The organism is Pantoea sp. Lu_F5_004, assembly GCF_051136245.1.
GTDB lineage: Bacteria > Pseudomonadota > Gammaproteobacteria > Enterobacterales > Enterobacteriaceae > Pantoea > Pantoea agglomerans.
This window is the reverse complement of sequence record NZ_CP194946.1, coordinates 2,073,947-2,091,971: the sequence shown is the minus strand read 5'-3', so window position 1 is coordinate 2,091,971 and position 18,025 is coordinate 2,073,947. Positions and strand designations below refer to the sequence as shown.

General features: G+C 58.2%; 15 protein-coding genes. 7 read left to right on the top strand and 8 right to left on the bottom strand.

The window, feature by feature from the left end; translation table 11 throughout:
• Positions 1–335: 335 nt before the first annotated feature.
• From dcp to guaD, 5 genes are all read right to left on the bottom strand, one after another.
• Positions 336–2,381, bottom strand: coding sequence for a peptidyl-dipeptidase Dcp (gene dcp / locus ACR8BN_RS09635; protein WP_434746859.1), 2,046 nt, complete (start codon positions 2,379–2,381; stop codon positions 336–338).
• A 61-nt stretch (positions 2,382–2,442) separates the two neighbouring features.
• Positions 2,443–3,219: a xanthine dehydrogenase accessory protein XdhC gene (gene xdhC / locus ACR8BN_RS09630; protein ID WP_109650402.1), complete on the bottom strand. Its 777-nt coding sequence runs from the start codon at positions 3,217–3,219 to the stop codon at positions 2,443–2,445.
• On the bottom strand, positions 3,206–5,572 hold the full coding sequence (gene xdhB / locus ACR8BN_RS09625; RefSeq protein WP_134159920.1) for a xanthine dehydrogenase molybdopterin binding subunit: 2,367 nt from the start codon (positions 5,570–5,572) through the stop codon (positions 3,206–3,208). Before xdhB ends, xdhC begins: the two co-directional genes overlap by 14 nt.
• Positions 5,562–7,004 (bottom strand): xanthine dehydrogenase small subunit, encoded by a 1,443-nt coding sequence (gene xdhA, locus ACR8BN_RS09620; RefSeq protein WP_434746858.1) that lies wholly within the window; start codon positions 7,002–7,004, stop codon positions 5,562–5,564. Before xdhA ends, xdhB begins: the two co-directional genes overlap by 11 nt.
• On the bottom strand, positions 7,001–8,329 hold the full coding sequence (gene guaD, locus ACR8BN_RS09615) for a guanine deaminase (protein WP_031592373.1): 1,329 nt from the start codon (positions 8,327–8,329) through the stop codon (positions 7,001–7,003). The genes xdhA and guaD overlap by 4 nt, the downstream gene beginning before the upstream one ends.
• A gap of 400 nt (positions 8,330–8,729) precedes the next feature.
• On the opposite strand from guaD, the gene ydfG reads away from it, so the two are divergent.
• Complete coding sequence (gene ydfG / locus ACR8BN_RS09610) at positions 8,730–9,476, top strand: bifunctional NADP-dependent 3-hydroxy acid dehydrogenase/3-hydroxypropionate dehydrogenase YdfG (RefSeq protein WP_010244822.1); 747 nt, start codon at positions 8,730–8,732, stop codon at positions 9,474–9,476.
• Positions 9,477–9,507: 31 nt separating this feature from the next.
• On the opposite strand, the gene ACR8BN_RS09605 is transcribed toward ydfG, so the two are convergent.
• A complete protein-coding gene (locus tag ACR8BN_RS09605) occupies positions 9,508–9,834 on the bottom strand; it encodes a YnfA family protein (protein ID WP_031292947.1) in 327 nt (108 codons plus the stop codon).
• 280 nt (positions 9,835–10,114) lie between these two features.
• On the opposite strand from ACR8BN_RS09605, the gene ACR8BN_RS09600 reads away from it, so the two are divergent.
• Together ACR8BN_RS09600 and ACR8BN_RS09595 are read left to right on the top strand one after the other, a co-directional pair.
• On the top strand, positions 10,115–10,438 hold the full coding sequence (locus tag ACR8BN_RS09600; protein ID WP_010244816.1) for a DUF1283 family protein: 324 nt from the start codon (positions 10,115–10,117) through the stop codon (positions 10,436–10,438).
• Positions 10,439–10,483: 45 nt separating this feature from the next.
• Positions 10,484–10,780, top strand: a complete 297-nt coding sequence (locus ACR8BN_RS09595) for a DUF1161 domain-containing protein (RefSeq protein WP_010244813.1) — start codon at positions 10,484–10,486, stop codon at positions 10,778–10,780.
• Between the two features lie 39 nt (positions 10,781–10,819).
• Here ACR8BN_RS09595 and ACR8BN_RS09590 read toward each other — a convergent pair whose 3' ends face one another.
• Positions 10,820–12,286 (bottom strand): MDR family MFS transporter, encoded by a 1,467-nt coding sequence (locus ACR8BN_RS09590; protein ID WP_434746857.1) that lies wholly within the window; start codon positions 12,284–12,286, stop codon positions 10,820–10,822.
• Between the two features lie 392 nt (positions 12,287–12,678).
• Here ACR8BN_RS09590 and ACR8BN_RS09585 point away from each other — a divergent pair, with 392 nt between their 5' ends.
• From ACR8BN_RS09585 to osmV, 4 genes are read left to right on the top strand one after another with little or no spacing between them, the layout of a single operon-like run.
• Complete coding sequence (locus ACR8BN_RS09585; protein ID WP_031592378.1) at positions 12,679–13,395, top strand: ABC transporter permease; 717 nt, start codon at positions 12,679–12,681, stop codon at positions 13,393–13,395.
• A gap of 17 nt (positions 13,396–13,412) precedes the next feature.
• A complete protein-coding gene (locus ACR8BN_RS09580) occupies positions 13,413–14,324 on the top strand; it encodes a glycine betaine ABC transporter substrate-binding protein (protein WP_010244805.1) in 912 nt (303 codons plus the stop codon).
• A 9-nt stretch (positions 14,325–14,333) separates the two neighbouring features.
• Positions 14,334–14,981, top strand: a complete 648-nt coding sequence (osmW, locus tag ACR8BN_RS09575; protein ID WP_010244802.1) for an osmoprotectant ABC transporter permease OsmW — start codon at positions 14,334–14,336, stop codon at positions 14,979–14,981.
• Positions 14,981–16,117, top strand: a complete 1,137-nt coding sequence (gene osmV / locus ACR8BN_RS09570; RefSeq protein WP_031592380.1) for an osmoprotectant ABC transporter ATP-binding protein OsmV — start codon at positions 14,981–14,983, stop codon at positions 16,115–16,117. The genes osmW and osmV overlap by 1 nt, the downstream gene beginning before the upstream one ends.
• 420 nt (positions 16,118–16,537) lie before the next feature.
• Here the strand turns inward: osmV and ACR8BN_RS09565 are convergent, their stop codons facing one another.
• Positions 16,538–17,914, bottom strand: a complete 1,377-nt coding sequence (locus ACR8BN_RS09565) for a nucleobase:cation symporter-2 family protein (RefSeq protein WP_010670178.1) — start codon at positions 17,912–17,914, stop codon at positions 16,538–16,540.
• Positions 17,915–18,025: the final 111 nt, after the last annotated feature.

The following is an 18,025-nucleotide window of genomic DNA, read 5'->3' as shown; positions in this document are numbered from 1 at the left end:
AAAGGGCTGTCAGCGTGACTAAGGCCAGTCAGTTAAGCGACAAATGATAGCCAGTCTGGTGCCGGACAGGGGCTGGCGGTCCTCGCGCCGCTGCGCGGTTCCTTCACTTCATTCCTCTGCCTGACGGAGGGCCGATCCCCGAACGGTTCGTCGGCACGCCGTCAAAGCCGAAGGTACCGCGTGAGCGGCGCGAGGACCGCCCGGCAGCAGCAGAGGTGCGCTGGCCCGCACTGCGACTCGCTCGCCCGGAAAAAAAGCTGCCACGTTTGACCGTGACAGCCTTTACAAATCTAATCTTAACTGACCAGCATTAGTCAGCGTGACAGCCCTTTTGGTTATGACTCCGCCAGACCGCGATTTTTCAGCATGGGCTCAAGCTGCGGAGGCCCGCCCCGCCAGCTTTCATACAGTGTTTTGAGATCGCTGCTGTTCCCCCGCGACAGAATTTTCTGTCGGAAGAGGTCGCCATTCTCACGCGTCAGTCCGCCCTGTTCCGCAAACCACTGGTAGCCATCGTCGGCGAGCATCTGCGTCCAGATATAGGCGTAATAACCTGCTGCATAGCCACCGCCCCAGATGTGCTGGAAATAGCTGGAACGATAGCGCGGCGGCACCGCCGTCAGCGCCAGATTATCGCTCTGTAACGCCTGCTGCTCGAATCCCTCCACGCTTTGCGGCGCGGAATCACGGTTAAGGCTGTGCCAGTGTAGATCCAGCAGCGCGGCAGCCAGCAGCTCGCTCATCTCATAGCCTTTGTTGAACGTGGCGGCCCGGACGATTTTTTCATGCAGCTCAGCGGGCATCAGCGCCTGAGTCTGATAGTGGCGGGCGTAGTTGCGGAACACCGCTGGCTCACTGGCCCAGTGCTCGTTGATCTGCGAAGGAAACTCAACGAAATCGCGCGGGGTTTCCGTTCCCGACAGGCTCGGATAGCGCTGGCTGGCAAACAGACCGTGCAGCGTGTGACCGAACTCGTGAAACATCGTGATAACGTCGTCCCAGCTCAGCAGCGCCGGTTCACCGGCTGGCGGTTTGGTGTAGTTACAGACGTTGTAGATCACCGGTTTGCTGTCGAGCAGCGTGGACTGGTTGACGAAGTTGCTCATCCAGGCACCGCCGCCTTTGCTGTCGCGCTTAAAGAAGTCGGTGTAAAACAGCGCCAGCGGAGTCTCATCGGCGTCAAAAATCTCATAGACCTGGACGTCGGGATGGTAAACCGGCAGATCCTGTCGCGGCGTGAAACGGATGCCATAAAGCTGCGTCGCTGCCCAGAACACGCCATTCTGCAGCACCGAGTTCAGTTCAAAATAGGGTTTAATCTGGCTCTCATCCAGATCGTAACGGGCACGCCGCACCTGTTCGGCATAAAAACGCCAGTCCCAGGCCTGCAGGGTAAAGTCGCCCTGCTGCTGGTCAATGGTCTGCTGAATAGCCGCCGCTTCACGCTCCGCGCGACCGCGTGCGGCAGGCACGATGTTATGCATAAACGCCAGCGCCGCCTTAGGCGTTTTGGCCATCTGATCCTGCAATTTCCACTCGGCATAGCTGGCAAATCCCAGCAGCCGCGCCTGCTCGGCCCTGACCTGCGCCAGACGTAATACCAGCTCGCGGGTGTCGTTCTCATCGCCTTTTTCAGTGCGCGTCACGCCCGCCTTAAACAGCGCTTCACGGGTTGTGCGATCGGCCAGGCTCTGAAGTGCGGGGTGCTGGGTGGTGTTTTGCAGCACCAGCAGCCAGCGCTTTTCCAGCCCGCGTGCCTGCGCTTCCGCCTGCGCCACCGCCAGATCGGCCGGTGAGAGTCCCGCCAGCTTCTGCAGATCATCGACGACCAGCCCGCCCGCTTTAGTGGCGGCCAGCAGTCTGTTGGTGAAGCGGGTACCGAGGCGAGCCGCTTCCTGATTCAGGGTCTTAAGCTGCTGTTTCTGCGCTTCCGGCAGATTGGCCCCCGCCAGCTGAAAGCGCTGCCAGATCACCTCGACCAGCCGTTTTGATTCGGCATCCAGTTTAGCGCGCTGCAGATAGACCGCATCGAGCCGCGAAAACAGTGGACGGTTAAGCATGATGTCATCATTGAGCGCGGTGAGCTGAGGCGCAATCTCCTCATCCACCTGCTGCAGATATGGGCTGGTATGCGCCGAGGTCATGGCACTGAACACCAGATTCACCCGGTTGAGCAGTTGTCCGCTCCTCTCCAGCGCCTCATAAGTGTTGAAAAAGCTGGGCGCGTCGCTGTTCAGTGCGATCGCCTCAATCTCCTGACGCTTCTCCTCAATGCCCGCCTGCAGTGCGGGCAGGAAATCCTGCTCCTCAATCTGGTCAAAAGGAGGGGTCTGGTAAGGCAGTGTGCTGACGCTAAAGAAGGGATTCTGACGGGCGTTCATGGTTCGCTCCTGGTGGGCATCGCAAAGTCTTATCCTGACAGGTTGCCGCGCAGGCGACAACTCAGGCGACGTGCTGCTGATAAACGCTAATGATTTCACCGGCAATCGCCACCGCAATCTCGGCGGGCAGCTTGCCTTTGACGTCCGGCAGGCCAATCGGACAGCGCAGGCGCGCCAGCGGTTCGCTCGCGACGCCCTTGCCAGCCAGCCTGTAGCGGAAACGCTGGTTTTTCGTTTCAGAACCGATCACCCCGGCATAGCGGAAATCGCCGCGCTTCAGCACCGCCTCGCACAGTTCGAAGTCGAGGGGATGATGATGGGTCATGATGATGAAGTAGCTGCCTGCGGGTGCCTGTGCTACGCAGTCGAGCGGATCGTCCGGCTGCAGTGTCACCACGCCAGCGGGAACGTGGCTGAACTGCGCCGGACGACTGTCGATCCAGTTTATATGACAGGGTAACGTTGACAGCAGGTTGACCAGCGCCTGTCCCACATGGCCTGCGCCAAAAAGGTAGATCTCCGGCTGCGCCTGCAGCAGCGGCTCAAACAGCAGCGTGGTTTTGCCGCCGCAGCACTGGCCAAGCCGTGCGCCCAGGCTGAAATCCTCGGTGTGTGGCGCGGTCGCCCCGCGCTGCAGCATCGCCCTGGCCTGGGCGATGCACTCAAACTCCAGATGACCGCCACCGATGGTGAGATAACTCTCCTGCTGCGTCACCACCATTTTGCTGCCGCTGTCGCGCGGCACCGAACCGTGCTCACTGAGCACGGTGATTAATACGCAGCTCTGACGTTTTTCACGCAACTGATGCAGCACGCCAATCCAGTCATGATAAATCATCAACCCCTCCCGTCAGGCGCTGCACGCCCCAGAAGATGCGCTCCGGCGTGGCGGGCGCGTCCAGCAGCGGGTGCTGGCGGTAATCGGAGACGCTGGCGACCGCATCCTGCAGGGCACACCAGGCGGCGATGCCCAGCATAAACGGCGGTTCGCCAACGGCCTTGGAGTGGAACACCGTGTCTTTAGGGTTTTTGCGGTTCTCCACCAGCGTGACCCGCAGGTCCGCCGGAACGTCGCTGATGGCAGGAATTTTGTAGCTCGCCGGGCCATCGGTCAGCAGCTGGCCTTTATCACTCCACACCAGCTCTTCGCAGGTAAGCCAGCCGACGCCCTGCACAAAGCCACCTTCAACCTGGCCGATGTCGATGGCCGGATTCAGCGAGGCGCCGACGTCATGCAGAATGTCGGCGCGCAGCAGGCGGGATTCGCCGGTCAGAGTATCAATCACCACTTCACAGCAGGCTGCACCGTAAGCGTAGTAATAGAACGGCGTCCCGCGACCCGCGACCCGGTCGTAATGAATCCCCGGCACGCGGTAGTAGCCGGTGGCGGAGAGCGGCACCTGATTCAGCCACGCCAGCTTCGCCACCTCGGCGAAGGTGTAATGTTTATCCCCGGCGCGCACCACGCCGTTACGGAAGCTCACCGCCGACGCGTCGCACTGGTGTAGCTCGCAGAGCATGGCGGTCATGCGGTCGCGCAGGATCTCAGCACCATTCTGCGCCGCTTTACCATTGAGGTCAGCCCCGCTGGAGGCCGCGGTTGGCGAGGTGTTGGGCACTTTGCCGGTGTCGGTGGCAGTGATCTGAATTTTATCGATCTCAATCTGCAGCACTTCGGCGACAATCTGAATCACCTTAGTGTTCAGGCCCTGGCCCATCTCGGTGCCGCCGTGGTTAAGCTGCACCGTGCCGTCGGTGTAGATCAGGATCAGCGCCCCCGCCTGATTGAGAAAGCTGGAGGTAAAGGAGATGCCGAATTTCACCGGCGTCAGCGCCAGACCGCGTTTCAGCAGCGGACTGCGGGCGTTAAATGCCTTAATCTCCGCGCGGCGAGCCTGGTAGTCGCTGCTCTGCTCCAGCTGTTCAGTAATCTCATCCAGCAGGTTATCCTCTACCTGCTGGTGGTAATGGGTGATGTTGCGATCCTGCTTGCCATAGTAGTTACGCTTGCGCAGCGCCAGCGGATCCAGCCCGCGCTCACGGGCGATGTGATCCATGATCTGTTCAATCGCCACCATGCCCTGTGGCCCGCCAAAACCCCGATAGGCGGTGTTCGAGGCGGTGTTAGTGCGGCAGCGATAGCCGGTTACCCGCGCATCCCCGAGGTAATAGGCGTTATCGGCGTGGAACATGGCACGATCGACAATCGATCCGCTAAGATCCAGCGAATACCCGCAATTTCCGGCCAGATCGATTTTGATGCCGCACAGACGCCCATCCTCTTCAACGCCCGCTTCGTAGCGCACAAAGAACGGATGGCGTTTGCCGGTGACGCGCATATCGTCGCGGCGTGAAAGCCGCATCTTCGCCGCCCGGCCGGTCTGGCGCGCTACGATGGCGCAGAGACAGGCGACACCGGCCGCCTGCGTCTCTTTACCACCAAAGCCACCACCCATCCGGCGCATATCTATCGTCACCTGATTCAGGCTGATGCCCATCACTTCCGCCACCAGTTTCTGCACTTCGGTGGGATTCTGGGTTGAGGAGAAGACCTGCAACTGCTGATCTTCTCCGGGAATGACCATTGCCGTCTGGGTTTCCAGATAGAAATGCTCCTGGCCGCCAATGTGAAACGCCCCGCTGACCCGATGCGGCGCACGCGCCAGGGCCGTTTCCACATCACCGCGCTGGTGAATGTGAGGTTCCTGCACAAAGCTGCCCTGAGCCAGCGCCTGTTCCACATCCAGCAGCGGTTCCAGCACCTCATATTCAATTACCGCAGCGGCCGCACCAAGGCGGGCAGCCTCGGGGGAATCCGCCGCCACCGCGATCACGATCTGTCCCAGATACTCCACTTTGTCATGGGCCAGCAGCGGGTCGCCCGGCTCCAGCGGCCCGACATCATTGATTCCCGGCACATCCTGCCAGGTCAGGACGCTGACGACGCCGGGAATGGTATAACAGGGCTGCACATCAATATGCAGGATGCGCGCATGAGCATACTCACTCAGGCGCGGACAGAGATGCAGCAGACCCGGCAGCTCGGGCTTGTCATCGATAAAACGCGCCTCGCCGGAGACATGTTTTTCCGCGCTCTCATGGCGGTTACTGCGACCGACGCCGCTCTGTAAATCAGCGGCATACTGCGCCTTAATGACCTCTTCGTTGAGTTCAGGACGGTTATGAGACATAGCGGGCCACCTCGATACAGGTTATTTCGCCGTTGTGGCGATGCCAGTAGCGGCGCAGCAGGTTGCGCGCGACCTGCAGACGATAGTCACTGCTGGCGCGGAAATCGGAGAGCGGCTGGAAGTCCTCTGCCAGCGCCGCGGCTGCACGTGACACCGTCACGGCATTCAGTGGCTGACCGATGAGTGCCTGTTCACAGTGACGGGCACGCTGCGGTGTGGCCGCCATGCCGCCAAAGGCGATGCGGGCATTGCTGACCACGCCCTGTTCAATCTGCAGATTAAAGGCGGCGAACACGGCGGAGATATCATCGTCCAGCCGTTTGGATACTTTCCAGGCCACAAAATCAGGTGACACCGTCACCTTATCGATTCTAATAGCACGAATAAACTCCCCTTTTTCGAGTCGGGTCTGGCGATAGCTAGTAAAGAACTGATCCAGCGGCAGGCTGCGCTGCTGCTCACCGCGCTGTAACAACAGGCTGGCGTTCAGGGCCAGCAGCGCCGGCGAGGCGTCGCCAATGGGGGAAGCGTTGCCGATGTTGCCGCCTAATGTGCCCTGCAGACGGATTTGCAGCGAGGCAAAGCGTTGCAGCATCTCGCTGACGCCGGGAATGCGGCTGGCAAGAAATTCGCTGACCTGCTGCAGCGAAGCCCCTGCGCCCAGCAGGTAGTGGTCATCAAATTCGCTGCAGACTTTGAGCGCGGCAACCTGCTCCAGCGCAATCAGCAACGGTATTCTTTTATGCTGCTGGGTAATCTGCAGGCTGAGATCGGTGCCACCGGCAATCAGCCTCGCCTCCGGATGCGCCAGATAGATCGCCGCCAGCTGAGCCGGGGTTTTTGGCAGGAAGCAGCGGCGGCCCTCACTCCCTAATTCCTGCATCTCCGGGGTTGCCAGCGCCTCAAGCCGCTGCACGGTTGCTGCGGCACCTTGATCGAACTGGTCTGTCACCGGCTGCGAGCAGAGCTGTTCGGCCGCCGCCATAATCGGCCGGTAGCCGGTGCAGCGACAGAGGTTGCCTGCCAGCGCAGTTTCTGCCTGATGGCGATCCCAGCCCGAAGCGGTTTTTTGCAGGCTGAACAGCGACATCACAAAGCCTGGTGTGCAGAATCCGCATTGCGAACCGTGGCAGTCGACCATCGCCTGCTGCGCCGGATGCAGTGCGCGGCCGTGACGCAGATCCTCAACCGTGATCAGCTGCTTACCCTGTAACGCGGAGACCAGCGTCAGGCAGCTGTTAACCGTTTCATACTGCATCGTTCCCCCGACGGCTTTGCCCAGGGTCACGCTGCAGGCGCCACAGTCGCCAGATGCACAGCCCTCTTTGGTGCCAGGGCGTTGCTGACGGGTGCGCAGGTAGTTGAGCACCGTGAGGTTGGGGTCGAGCGTGTCCTCGCTGACCAGTTGGTTGTTTAACAGAAACTGGATCATGCGGCTTGCTCCTGTGCGTCGCGCTGCCAGACCGGACGACCGGCAACCCAGGTCTGGGCAATATTGCGGTCGTCGCCGAGCGTCATTAATACAAACAGTTTTTCCCAGATATCTTTGCTGTTGCCGATGCGCAGTTGCTGCAGAGCAGAAACCGCCGGATCCAGCACCACAAAGTCCGCTTCTTTACCGACGTTGAAATTTCCGATGACGTGGTCGAGATCCAGCGCACGCGCCCCGCCCAGCGTGGCGTGATAGAAGGCTTCGGCCGCGCTGAGCCGGTAGTGCTGCAGCTGGCCCACCTTGTAGGCTTCGCCCAGGGTCTGCAGCATATTAAAGGTAGTGCCCGCCCCGACATCGGTGCCGATCCCCACTTTTACCCCCTGCTGCCAGCTGCGTTTCAGGTTAAACAGGCCGCTGCCGAGAAACAGGTTTGAGGTGGGACAGAAAGCAATGGACGAATCGGTATCGTGCAGACACTGCCATTCGTTCTCTTCCAGATGCAGACAGTGAGCAAAGACGCTGCGACGGCCGGTCAGCTGGTGATGATGATAAACATCCAGATAGCCTTCACGCTCCGGGAACAGTTCTTTGACCCAGGCGACCTCCTGCGGGTTTTCGCTGAGATGGGTATGCAGCCAGGTATCCGGGAACTCCTGACGCAGCTGCTGCACTTTTTCCAGCAGCTGTGGGGATGAGGTCGGCGCAAAGCGCGGCGTCAGGGCGTAGCTCAGGCGTCCACGCTGGTGCCAGCGCTCAATCAGCGCCCGGGTCTGCTGGTAGCTCTGTTCCGGCGTTTCGGTCAGGTTGTCGGGCGCATTACGATCCATCATCACTTTCCCGGCAATCAGCCGCATGTTCAGCGCTTCGGCGGCGCTGAACAGCGCCTCCACCGATTGCGGATGAACGGTGCCAAACACCAGCGCGCTGGTGGTGCCGTTGGAAAGCAGCTGATGCAGGAAAAAAGCGGACATCCGCGCAGCATGATCGGGACAGTGATACTGCGCTTCAACCGGGAAGGTGTAGTGATTCAGCCACTCCAGCAGCTGTTCGCCAAATGCGCCAATCATCTCTGTCTGCGGATAGTGAATGTGGGTATCGACAAAGCCCGGCACGATCAGTCTGCCGCGCAGGTCGATGACCGGATGCCCCGCCAGCATCGCCTCGCTATTCTCCCAGCTATCCAGCCCCACTACGCATCCATCACGCAGCAGCAGCACCGCATCCTCAAGATAGCGGGCCTGGCCGGCCAGGTCATCGGGACGATCCACCACGCCGGTAAAGTCAAAGAAGCTGGCGCGTATCGCCGTGTCGGTTGCTGAAAGCATGGGCAGTCCTTTCTGAAAGCGCGATTTAATATCTGCAGATGATTATCTGAATAATTCTTTGCAACCTGCGTGCCAGAATTGAAATAGCACAAATTCCTTAGATATCAGTTAAATAAGTCAAAAAAAAGAATTTGCGCAACAAAGTGGCCTCAGCTTGCTTAGCAACCGTTTGCGGAGCAAATGCAAACGGTTGCTACTCAATATTGCGCACCCTGATCATTTTGAGTATGGCGGGTTACCCGCAAACCTGCCCTTTAACGGTGCAAACTGCCCTGAAAAGGCGCAGCTGGCTACCCGTTAAAATCCGTTTACAGGTCAGGCCGTTTTTCCACGCGCAGAAGCGGAAATGAAATGCTATGGTGAAGCCATCGACTCTGAAAATGGCATAAGGAACAGTGAGATGATTATTTTTGTCACCGGTGCAACCGCCGGTTTTGGTCAAAGCATCACCCGCCGCTTTATTGAGAATGGTCACAAAGTGATTGCCACTGGACGACGGGCTGAACGTTTAAAAGCGCTGAAGGATGAACTGGGCGAGAATATTTATACGGTACAGCTCGATGTGCGTAACCGCGCCGCCATCGAAGAGGCGGTGGCGCAGTTACCGGCGGAATGGCGCAATATCGACGTGCTGGTCAACAACGCCGGTCTGGCGCTGGGCGTCGAACCGGCGCACAAGGCCAACGTCGAAGACTGGGAAAACATGATCGACACCAACACCAAAGGCCTGGTGTATATGACCCGCGCCCTGCTGCCACAGATGGTGGAGCGTGATGTCGGTCATATCATCAATATCGGATCGATTGCCGGCAGCTGGCCCTATGCCGGTGGCAACGTCTACGGCGCCACTAAAGCCTTTGTACGCCAGTTCAGCCTGAATCTGCGCACTGATTTACACGGCACCGCGCTGCGCGTGACCGACATTGAACCGGGTCTGGTCGGCGGCACAGAGTTTTCCAACGTGCGCTTTAAGGGCGATGATGACAAAGCGGGTCAGGTCTACGAAGGGGCTACCGCCTTAACGCCGGAAGATGTGACAGAAGCCGTGTACTGGGTGGCCACACTGCCTAAGCATGTCAACATCAATAGCCTTGAGATGATGCCGGTCAGCCAGACGCTGGCGGGGCTGAAAGTGCATAAACCTTAAATCCCTGCAGCGCCAGCCCTCACGGCTGGCGTTACCCGCGTCCCCAGCCCATCACGATAATTAGCATGCCGCTGAATGCGATCAGTGCCCCGCTCCAGTCCCACACACTTAACTTCACGCCATCCACCACCCGCAACCAGAGCAGCGCGGTAAGCACATAGACGCCACCGTAGGCGGCATAAACCCGGCCGCTGGCAGCGGGATGTAGCGTCAGCAGCCAGACAAATAGCGCCAGACTTGCTGCCGCAGGGAGTAGCAACCAGGCTGAGCCGCCTTTTTTCAGCCATAACCACGGCAGAAAGCAGCCGGTGATCTCCGCCAGCGCGGTAATAAAAAACAGCAAGGCGGTTTTAATCAGCATCCTTACCTCTCCTTAACGTAAACAAACGACTCACTGCTGGTGAGCAAAGAAACGGCGATGATATACTAAGAGCCAGGCCCATCAGGCTGTTTTATTTGTCCGTCTGAACCTGGGCAGTGCTCATCATCCTCACGTACACCCTGTACGCACCGGTTGTTATGCGCTGTCTGAGTCCAGACTGTCTGCCTCAATGACCCCTGATGAGCCAGGCTCTAAGCATGCCCGCTGCAACCGCTGTCGTGGATGGCGATGTTTGCGTTAACTAAAGGATAGTGTGATGAAAAAAATGATCCCTGCCGTGCTGATGGTTCTCCTCTCCACTGCGGCATTCACTGCCACTGCGAATACTAATCGTCTGATTATCGAAGATGGCAGTTCCGCGCTGAGCAATGAAGCGGCGCGCCAGGATAAAGAGCAATGGAATGACACGCGCATGCTGCGCAATAAAGTGAACACCCGCGTCGAAAAAGAGTTTGATAAAACCGATCGCGCGTTTGATACCCGCGACAAGTGCGAGCAGAGCCTCAATCTCAACGCCTACTGGGAGCCCAACACCCTGCGTTGTCTGGATCGCCGTTCCGGTCGCCCGGTAGCGCCGTAAATTTGAGCTATAGTAATGACGGACGACTAACATAAGGAAGACGTGATGAAGCTACAGAGGGTTTTGTTAAGCGCGGCGTTATTTGCTCTGCCGCTGATGGCGCAGGCATCCTGTGAATCGGTAAAAACCGAAATCAGCCAGAAAATTATTCAGAACGGTGTGCCTGAGTCGGGTTTTAGTCTCGACATCGTCGCCAACGATCAGGTTGATCAGGCGGGTGGTCAGGTCGTCGGACATTGTGAGAACGACACACAAAAAATTGTTTATAAGCGCTCAGGCAGTGACAATGAAGCCAGCGTACCTGCCAGTGCCGGCAGTTCGCAGGACTCACCTGCTCAGTAGTTCTGTTCAAATCAGGGCGACATCCTGTCGCCCTGCCTGTTAGTCCGCCTGTTCCGGCCGCTGACGCGGCATCATCCATGCCACACCCACCGCAAACAACGCAATCACCAGTGCCACCACGAACACCCAGTGCAGTGAGGCGGCAATGGCTGCTGTCATCTGCTGCAGGGTTTCCGGCTGCAACTGCTGACGACTGGGTTCGGACATAATCTTCTGCACCGGATCCTCGACCTGCGGCAAACGCCACTGCAGATTGAGATTCAGCACCGCGCCCATGATCGCCGTCCCTACCGCCGACCCGATCATCCGGCTGAACATAATTGAAGCGGTACAGATGCCGCGAATCTGGTAATCCGCCTGGTTTTGCACTGAAACCAGGAACGTGGTGCTGGTCATCCCCATGCCGGTACCGATCAGAAACGCCGTAAAGCCAGCCTGATAGAGTGAGCTTGCGGGCTGTAAAAACAGCAGCAAGGCACTGCCGGTCACCAGCAACAGCGCCCCGAGCTGGGCGGTGAAGCGGTAGGAGGTGTGCAACATCAGTCTGCCGCTGAGGGTGCTGGCCAGCGGCCAGCCAATCGACATCATCGCCAGCACACTGCCCGCCTGTAACGGTGAACCGCCGCTGATCCCCTGAATCCAGGTGGGCAGAAAGGCGCTGATGCCCATCATGGCCGCCCCGATGATGAGGTTGCCCGCATTGCCCGCCACGATAAGCCGGCTGCGCCAGATTATCAGCGGAAACAGGGGTGCCGCTGAATGCCGTTCGTGGCGCCTGAGCTGCCAGCCAGCGAACAGTGAGAAGATCAGAAACGGCACCAGCCAGACGCCCAGCTGTTCCGCCTGCAACAGCGCAATCAGCAAGGCCGTCACGCAGAGCATCAGCCAGCCGCTGCCCGCCAGGTTCAGCGGCTGCGATTTCTCCTCCTTCTGGTGCGACGGTAGCCAGCGCCACAGCATCAGCATGCTGATCAGGCCGATGGGCAGATTGACCCAGAAAATCACCGACCAGCTAAAGTGCTGTACCAGCCACGCGCCGGTCAGCGGCCCCACTATCGCCGCTACCCCCCAGACGCTGGAGAGCCAGCCCTGCACGCTGGCGCGTTCGCGCGGCGAATAGATATCCGCCACGATGGTGGAGCTGAGCGGCATGATCGCCCCCGCCCCCAGGCCCTGAAACGCCCGGAACAGGATCAGCCAGGTCATGGTATGAGCAAAGCCACACAGCACCGACCCCGCCAGAAAAATCGACGTGCCGACAAAAAACATCGTTTTGCGACCCACCATATCCGCCAGCCGCCCATAGAGCGGCACGCTGACCGCCTGGGTCAGCAGATAGATCGAGAAGACCCAGCCAAACTGCGAAAAACCGCCGAGGTCAGCAATGATGGTGGGCATCGCGGTGGCCACAATAGTGACTTCTATGGCCGCCATAAACATCGCCAGCATGCAGGCGATTAAGATCCAGTGGCGATGTCCGGTCTGGAGTTGTGCGCTTTCAGTCATAGGGTTCCTTTTTTAATCTGCAAGGCTAGCTGAAAAACAGACCATGCAGTTTCCCGCGCGTGCGCATTTTCCGCGTCCTCTGTGACAGTGTCACCAGAAGTCGATGAAAATTTTTTATTGTCGCATTAGCCCAGCGGCTACGCGGCTTTAACACCATTTTAACCTGTTTCTATCTCTCTGATTTGTGGCTTAAAAGCTGGCTTGTGCAATAAAGGGCTGCTATAGCATTACACCATCTTATTCAGTATTCACTGAAAAAGAGTGGGTAAACAGTCATTTTATCTACATTTTATCGCAGTTTCGGTATTGGGCGCGGCGGCAATTTTTGCCGTACCTGTCGGGCTGTTTATGGTTGTTATAACAATTGAGATCGTAATCAGGGAGATTCTCCGATGCAAAATGCTTCACTGGCCCGACGCGCCGGTCTGGCACTGCTTGCAGTGGTCACGGTGATCGCGGTGCTGATCTGGGGCCTTGGCTGGGATCAGCTGGTCGCACGTAAAGTCGATCTGCTCTATCTCGGGCAACAACACCTCTTCTTAGTCTTCTGGTCAATGCTGTTCGCTCTGCTGGTCGGTATCCCCAGCGGCATCCTGCTAAGTCGCCCGTTTGCACGTCGCTGGGCAGAGTACGTGATGCAGATTTTCAATGTCGGTAACACCCTGCCACCGCTGGCGGTACTGGCTCTGGCGATGGTTATTATCGGGATTGGCGACCGTCCGGCGCTGATTGCGCTGTTTCTGGCTTCGCTGCTGCCTATCGTCCGCAATACCTTTTCTGGTCTGAGCGCGGTTCCCCCGTCGCTGATTGAAGCGGCCAACGGCATCGGCATGACCAAATGGCAGCGTCTGCGTCAGGTGGAGCTGCCGAATGCCTTGCCGGTCATCCTCTCTGGCGTGCGCATCGCCACCGCCATCAATGTCGGCACCGCCCCACTGGCGTTCCTGATTGGCGCCAGCAGCTTTGGCGAGCTGATCTTCCCGGGCATCTATCTGAATGACTTTCCGACGCTGATACTCGGCGCCGTCGCCACTGCACTGGTGGCACTGGTACTGGATATGATGCTGGCCGCGCTGGGCCGCTTTCTGAGTCCGCACGCCGCGGCCTGACCACAAGGAGCTTTGCAATGCTAACGCGTTGGATTAAGAAAAGCGTTGTCGCGCTGACCGCGACACTGCTGTTAAGCCAGACGGCACAGGCTGCTGCACCGCTGGTGATGGCGACCAAAAGTTTTACCGAGCAGCATATCCTGTCAGCAATGACGGTGCTCTGGCTGCAGAAGAAAGGCTTCGAGGTGGTGCCTAAACGCAATATCGCCACCACCATTGGCCGTAATGCGCTGCTGAATAAGCAGATTGATATGGTCTGGGAATATACCGGCACCTCGCTGATCATCTTTAACCATATCAACCAGCCGATGTCTTCACAGCAGGCGTATGAGACGGTGAAAAAGCTGGATGCCAGACTGGGGCTGGTCTGGCTTAACCCGGCACCAATGAACAACACCTATGCCTTTGCCATGACCCGTGAACGGGCCGAAAAAGAGGGCATCAGTACCATGTCGCAGCTGGTTGCGAAGATTGAGCAGGTGCGTAAAACTGACCCGGATCATAACTGGCGACTGGGTCTGGACCTGGAGTTCTCGGGTCGTTCAGACGGCATGAAGCCGCTGCAGAAAACCTACAACCTGACGCTGGATCGCCCGCAGATCCGCCAGATGGACCCGGGCCTCGTCTATAACGCGATTCGCGATGGATTCGTGGATGCCGGTCTGATCTACACCACCGATGGCCGGGTTAAGGGCTTCGACATGAAAGTACTGGAGGATGATAAGCACTTCTTCCCAAGCTACAACGTGACGCCGGTTGTGCGTCAGGATGTGCTGGCGAGCCATCCGGGGCTGGATACCGCGCTTAATCAGCTTTCTGCGCAGATCACCGATGAGGCGATAACGGAGCTGAACAAGCGGGTCGATATCGATCATCAGTCACCGGAAACCGTGGCGCGTGATTTCCTTAAATCCAAAAACATGCTGTAAGGAGGCACTGTGGATACCCTTCACTACATCATGGATAACTGGAGCACCCTGCTCACCCTGAGCTGGCAGCACAGCTGGCTGGTGCTGGTCGCGGTCGGACTGGCAATTGTGATTGGTGTGCCGCTTGGTATTCTGATCGTGCGTGTAAGATGGCTGGCAACGCCGATTCTCGGTATCGCCACTGTGGTGCTGACAATTCCCACCATTGCGCTGTTTGGTCTGATGATCCCGCTGTTTTCACTCATCGGTCAGGGCATTGGCGCGCTGCCGGCGATTACCGCCGTGTTCCTCTACTCGCTGCTGCCGATTGTGCGCAACACCCACACCGCGCTGGAGAATCTGCCGGACGGTCTGCGTGAAGCGGGTCGTGGCATCGGCATGACGTTCTGGCAGCGCCTGCGCTGGGTTGAAATCCCAATGGCGCTGCCGGTGATCTTCGGTGGCATCCGTACCGCCGTGGTGATGAACGTTGGCGTCATGGCAATTGCCGCCGTGATTGGCGCGGGCGGTCTGGGCCAGCTGCTGCTGGATGGTATCAGCGGCAGTGATATTCGTATGTTGATTGCCGGGGCATTGATGATCTGTCTGCTGGCTATTTTTCTTGACTGGCTGCTGCACCGTTTGCAGCAGGCGCTGACTCCAAAGGGGATTCGATAATGATTACGCTGGAAAACCTGACGAAAACCTTTACCCAGAAAAACGGCACGACCAATAAAGCCGTTGATAACGTCAGCCTGCACGTGCCAGCCGGTGAGATGTGTGTGCTGCTGGGCCCCTCGGGCTGCGGGAAAACCACCACGCTGAAGATGATTAACCGTCTGATTCCCGCCACCAGTGGCCGGATCCTGATTAATGGTGAAGATACCAGCACACAGGACACCACCACCCTGCGTCGCAACATTGGCTATGTTATCCAGCAGATTGGTCTGTTTCCCAACATGACCATCGAGGAGAACATTACCGTGGTGCCACGCATGCTGGGCTGGAACAAAAAGCAGTGCCACGAGCGGGCTACCGAGCTGATGAGCATGGTTGCGCTGGATCCCACCAAATTCCTGCATCGCTATCCGCGTGAGATGTCAGGCGGTCAGCAGCAGCGTATCGGGGTGATTCGTGCCCTGGCGGCGGATCCACCGGTGCTGCTGATGGATGAGCCGTTTGGCGCCGTTGACCCGATTAACCGCGAAGCGATCCAGAACGAGTTTCTCGACATGCAGCGTCAGCTGAAAAAAACCGTGATGCTGGTGAGCCACGATATTGACGAGGCACTGAAGCTCGGCGATCGCATTGCGGTATTTGGTCAGGGTAAAATCGTGCAGTGCGCCAGCCCGGATGAACTGCTGGCAACTCCTGCCAATGAGTTCGTCGGCTCGTTTGTGGGTCAGGACCGTACGCTTAAGCGCCTGTTACTGGTGCAGGCGGGCGATGTGACCGACCAGCAGCCGACCATCACCGTCCGCCGCTCTACTCCGCTGGAAGAAGCCTTTGGCACCATGGATGAGAACGATATGCGATCGATTACCGTGGTCGATGAGGATGGCAAACCGCTGGGCTTCGTGAAGCGTCGTGAGGCGCGTAACGTCAGTGGCCGCTGTGAAGAGCGACTGCACACCTTTAAGGTCACCGGTAAAGCGGAAGAGAACCTGCGCGTGGTGCTGTCAAAACTCTATGAGCACAACACAGTCTGGATGCCGATTGTCGATGAAGAGGGTCGCTACAGCGGTGAGATTTCGCAGGATTATATTGCGGATTACCTCAGTTCCGGTCGTACCCGCCGTCGTCTGAATCCATAATTTCGTCACCTAAATGGGTCTTACAGGCCCATTAAAAGAGCTCTAATACCCAGTTCCGAGTGAATCATGCCGCAACTCATTAGCTAAACGCGCAGGGAACCGGGTCAGAAGAGGAAAGCGTCCCGCGCCAGGACGGCGCGGGCCGAGCGTGCCACGGATGGCGGCTTTTGCGACTTTCTGATCTGACCCTGTTCCCTTCGCAGACTCCATCTTAAAGCCAGTTAAGTCACGGCCTGTCCTGTCTGTCAATTCAGGTAGTAGCTCAGGGAGCATACGCCTGTAGCAAAGACGCAAAAGATGCCATCCATGGCATGCTCAGCGCGGCCCATCCCTGGTCCGCGATGCTTTGATACAGGCGTATGCTCCCATCGCTTTGGATTTTTGAGCCGTATGTGAGAGATACATCGGCTCTTCTGCTTTTTAGCTCTCCGTCAGCGTTTCCGCCTCAACCTCTTCCACCACAGGCGCCTCGTCCGGCAGCACCATGTTCAGCACAATCGCCAGAATACCGCCGGTCGTCACAGCATGACCAAACAGACTGTTAATCAGCGGCGGGAACTGCTTCAGCACATCCGGCACCGCCTCCACGCCCAGACCAATACCAAAAGCGATCGCCACAATCAGCATCTCGCGGCGACCCAGCGGCGTCTGGGTCATCACCCGGATGCCCGCGGCGACCACGCTGCCAAACATCACGATTGTCGCCCCGCCCAGCACCGGCGGCGGGATCTGCTGCAACAGGGAGCCAATAAAGGGAAACAGCCCCAGCAGCGCCAGCATGATTCCCAGCAGCATACCGACGTAACGGCTGGCGACGCCGGTCATCTGGATAACGCCATTGTTCTGCGCAAACGTGGTGTTGGGAAAGGCGGAGAAAACCGCTGCCAGCACACAGCTCAGGCCGTCGGCGACAATGCCACCCTGCAGCCGCTGCTGAAAAGGTTTGCCGGTGATCGGCTGCTGTGAAATCAGGCAGTTAGCGGTAAGGTCGCCGACGGCTTCAATTACCGCGATCACTGACACCAGCGCGATCGGCAGGAAAATAGTCCAGTCAAAGGCAAAACCAAACCGGAAGAACGCGGGCAGCACCAGCCAGTTGCTCTCCGGCGCAACATTAAGTTGCAGATGACCGGTCAAGGCCGCGGCAACGCATCCCACCGCTATTCCGGCCACCACCGCCACCAGCCGCGCCCAGCGATTTCGCGAGCGGTTCAGCGCCACGATCACCAGCAACGTCAGCGCCCCCAGCGCCAGATTTCCCGGCGATCCAAAATCTGTGGCGTTGTGCCCGCCCGCCCAGTCGGTAATGCTGACTTTTATCAGGCTGATGCCAATCAGGGTGATCACCGTGCCGGTCACCACCGGCGTCAGCACTTTGCGCAGCGAGCCGACGCAGCGGCTAATCAGAATCGGAATCAACGCCGCCACCAGGTTACAGCCAAACAGCATCGCCATAATCTCTTCCGGCGAACCACCGCGCCCTTTCACCATCAGACCACCCGAGAGGATTACCCCCAGAAATGCGAAGCTGGTGCCCTGCAGACAGATCATGCCCGCCCCGATGCCATAAAAGCGTCTGGCCTGCATAAACGTGCCTAAGCCGGAAACGAACAATGACATGCTGATCAGATAAGGAATATAGGCCTGTAACCCCAGAACGGAGCCAATAATCAGCGGCGGGGTGATGATTCCCACCACGCTGGCCAGCAGATGTTGCAGTGCGGCGAAAAACGCCGGGGCGGGGCCAATGCGGGCTTCAAGCCCATATAACAAACCTTTCTCGTGCGAGTGCGACATGATGGGGCTCCAGCTCAGTGTGATAAGCGGAGTTAATGCATTTTCTGCGCCATGACGCCACGATTTCGCGATATCCGAGCCAGGTCTTTCAATTATAAATAGAAATAGTTA

Excerpts from the sequence above, each read along its gene's own strand:
- dcp (WP_434746859.1), bottom strand. The coding sequence starts at position 2,381 with ATGAACGCCCGTCAGAATCCCTTCTTTAGCGTCAGCACACTGCCTTAC.
- xdhC (WP_109650402.1), bottom strand. The coding sequence starts at position 3,219 with ATGATTTATCATGACTGGATTGGCGTGCTGCATCAGTTGCGTGAAAAA.
- xdhB (WP_134159920.1), bottom strand. The coding sequence starts at position 5,572 with ATGTCTCATAACCGTCCTGAACTCAACGAAGAGGTCATTAAGGCGCAG.
- xdhA (WP_434746858.1), bottom strand. The coding sequence starts at position 7,004 with ATGATCCAGTTTCTGTTAAACAACCAACTGGTCAGCGAGGACACGCTC.
- guaD (WP_031592373.1), bottom strand. The coding sequence starts at position 8,329 with ATGCTTTCAGCAACCGACACGGCGATACGCGCCAGCTTCTTTGACTTT.
- ydfG (WP_010244822.1), top strand. The coding sequence starts at position 8,730 with ATGATTATTTTTGTCACCGGTGCAACCGCCGGTTTTGGTCAAAGCATC.
- ACR8BN_RS09600 (WP_010244816.1), top strand. The coding sequence starts at position 10,115 with ATGAAAAAAATGATCCCTGCCGTGCTGATGGTTCTCCTCTCCACTGCG.
- ACR8BN_RS09595 (WP_010244813.1), top strand. The coding sequence starts at position 10,484 with ATGAAGCTACAGAGGGTTTTGTTAAGCGCGGCGTTATTTGCTCTGCCG.
- ACR8BN_RS09590 (WP_434746857.1), bottom strand. The coding sequence starts at position 12,286 with ATGACTGAAAGCGCACAACTCCAGACCGGACATCGCCACTGGATCTTA.
- ACR8BN_RS09585 (WP_031592378.1), top strand. The coding sequence starts at position 12,679 with ATGCAAAATGCTTCACTGGCCCGACGCGCCGGTCTGGCACTGCTTGCA.
- ACR8BN_RS09580 (WP_010244805.1), top strand. The coding sequence starts at position 13,413 with ATGCTAACGCGTTGGATTAAGAAAAGCGTTGTCGCGCTGACCGCGACA.
- osmV (WP_031592380.1), top strand. The coding sequence starts at position 14,981 with ATGATTACGCTGGAAAACCTGACGAAAACCTTTACCCAGAAAAACGGC.
- ACR8BN_RS09565 (WP_010670178.1), bottom strand. The coding sequence starts at position 17,914 with ATGTCGCACTCGCACGAGAAAGGTTTGTTATATGGGCTTGAAGCCCGC.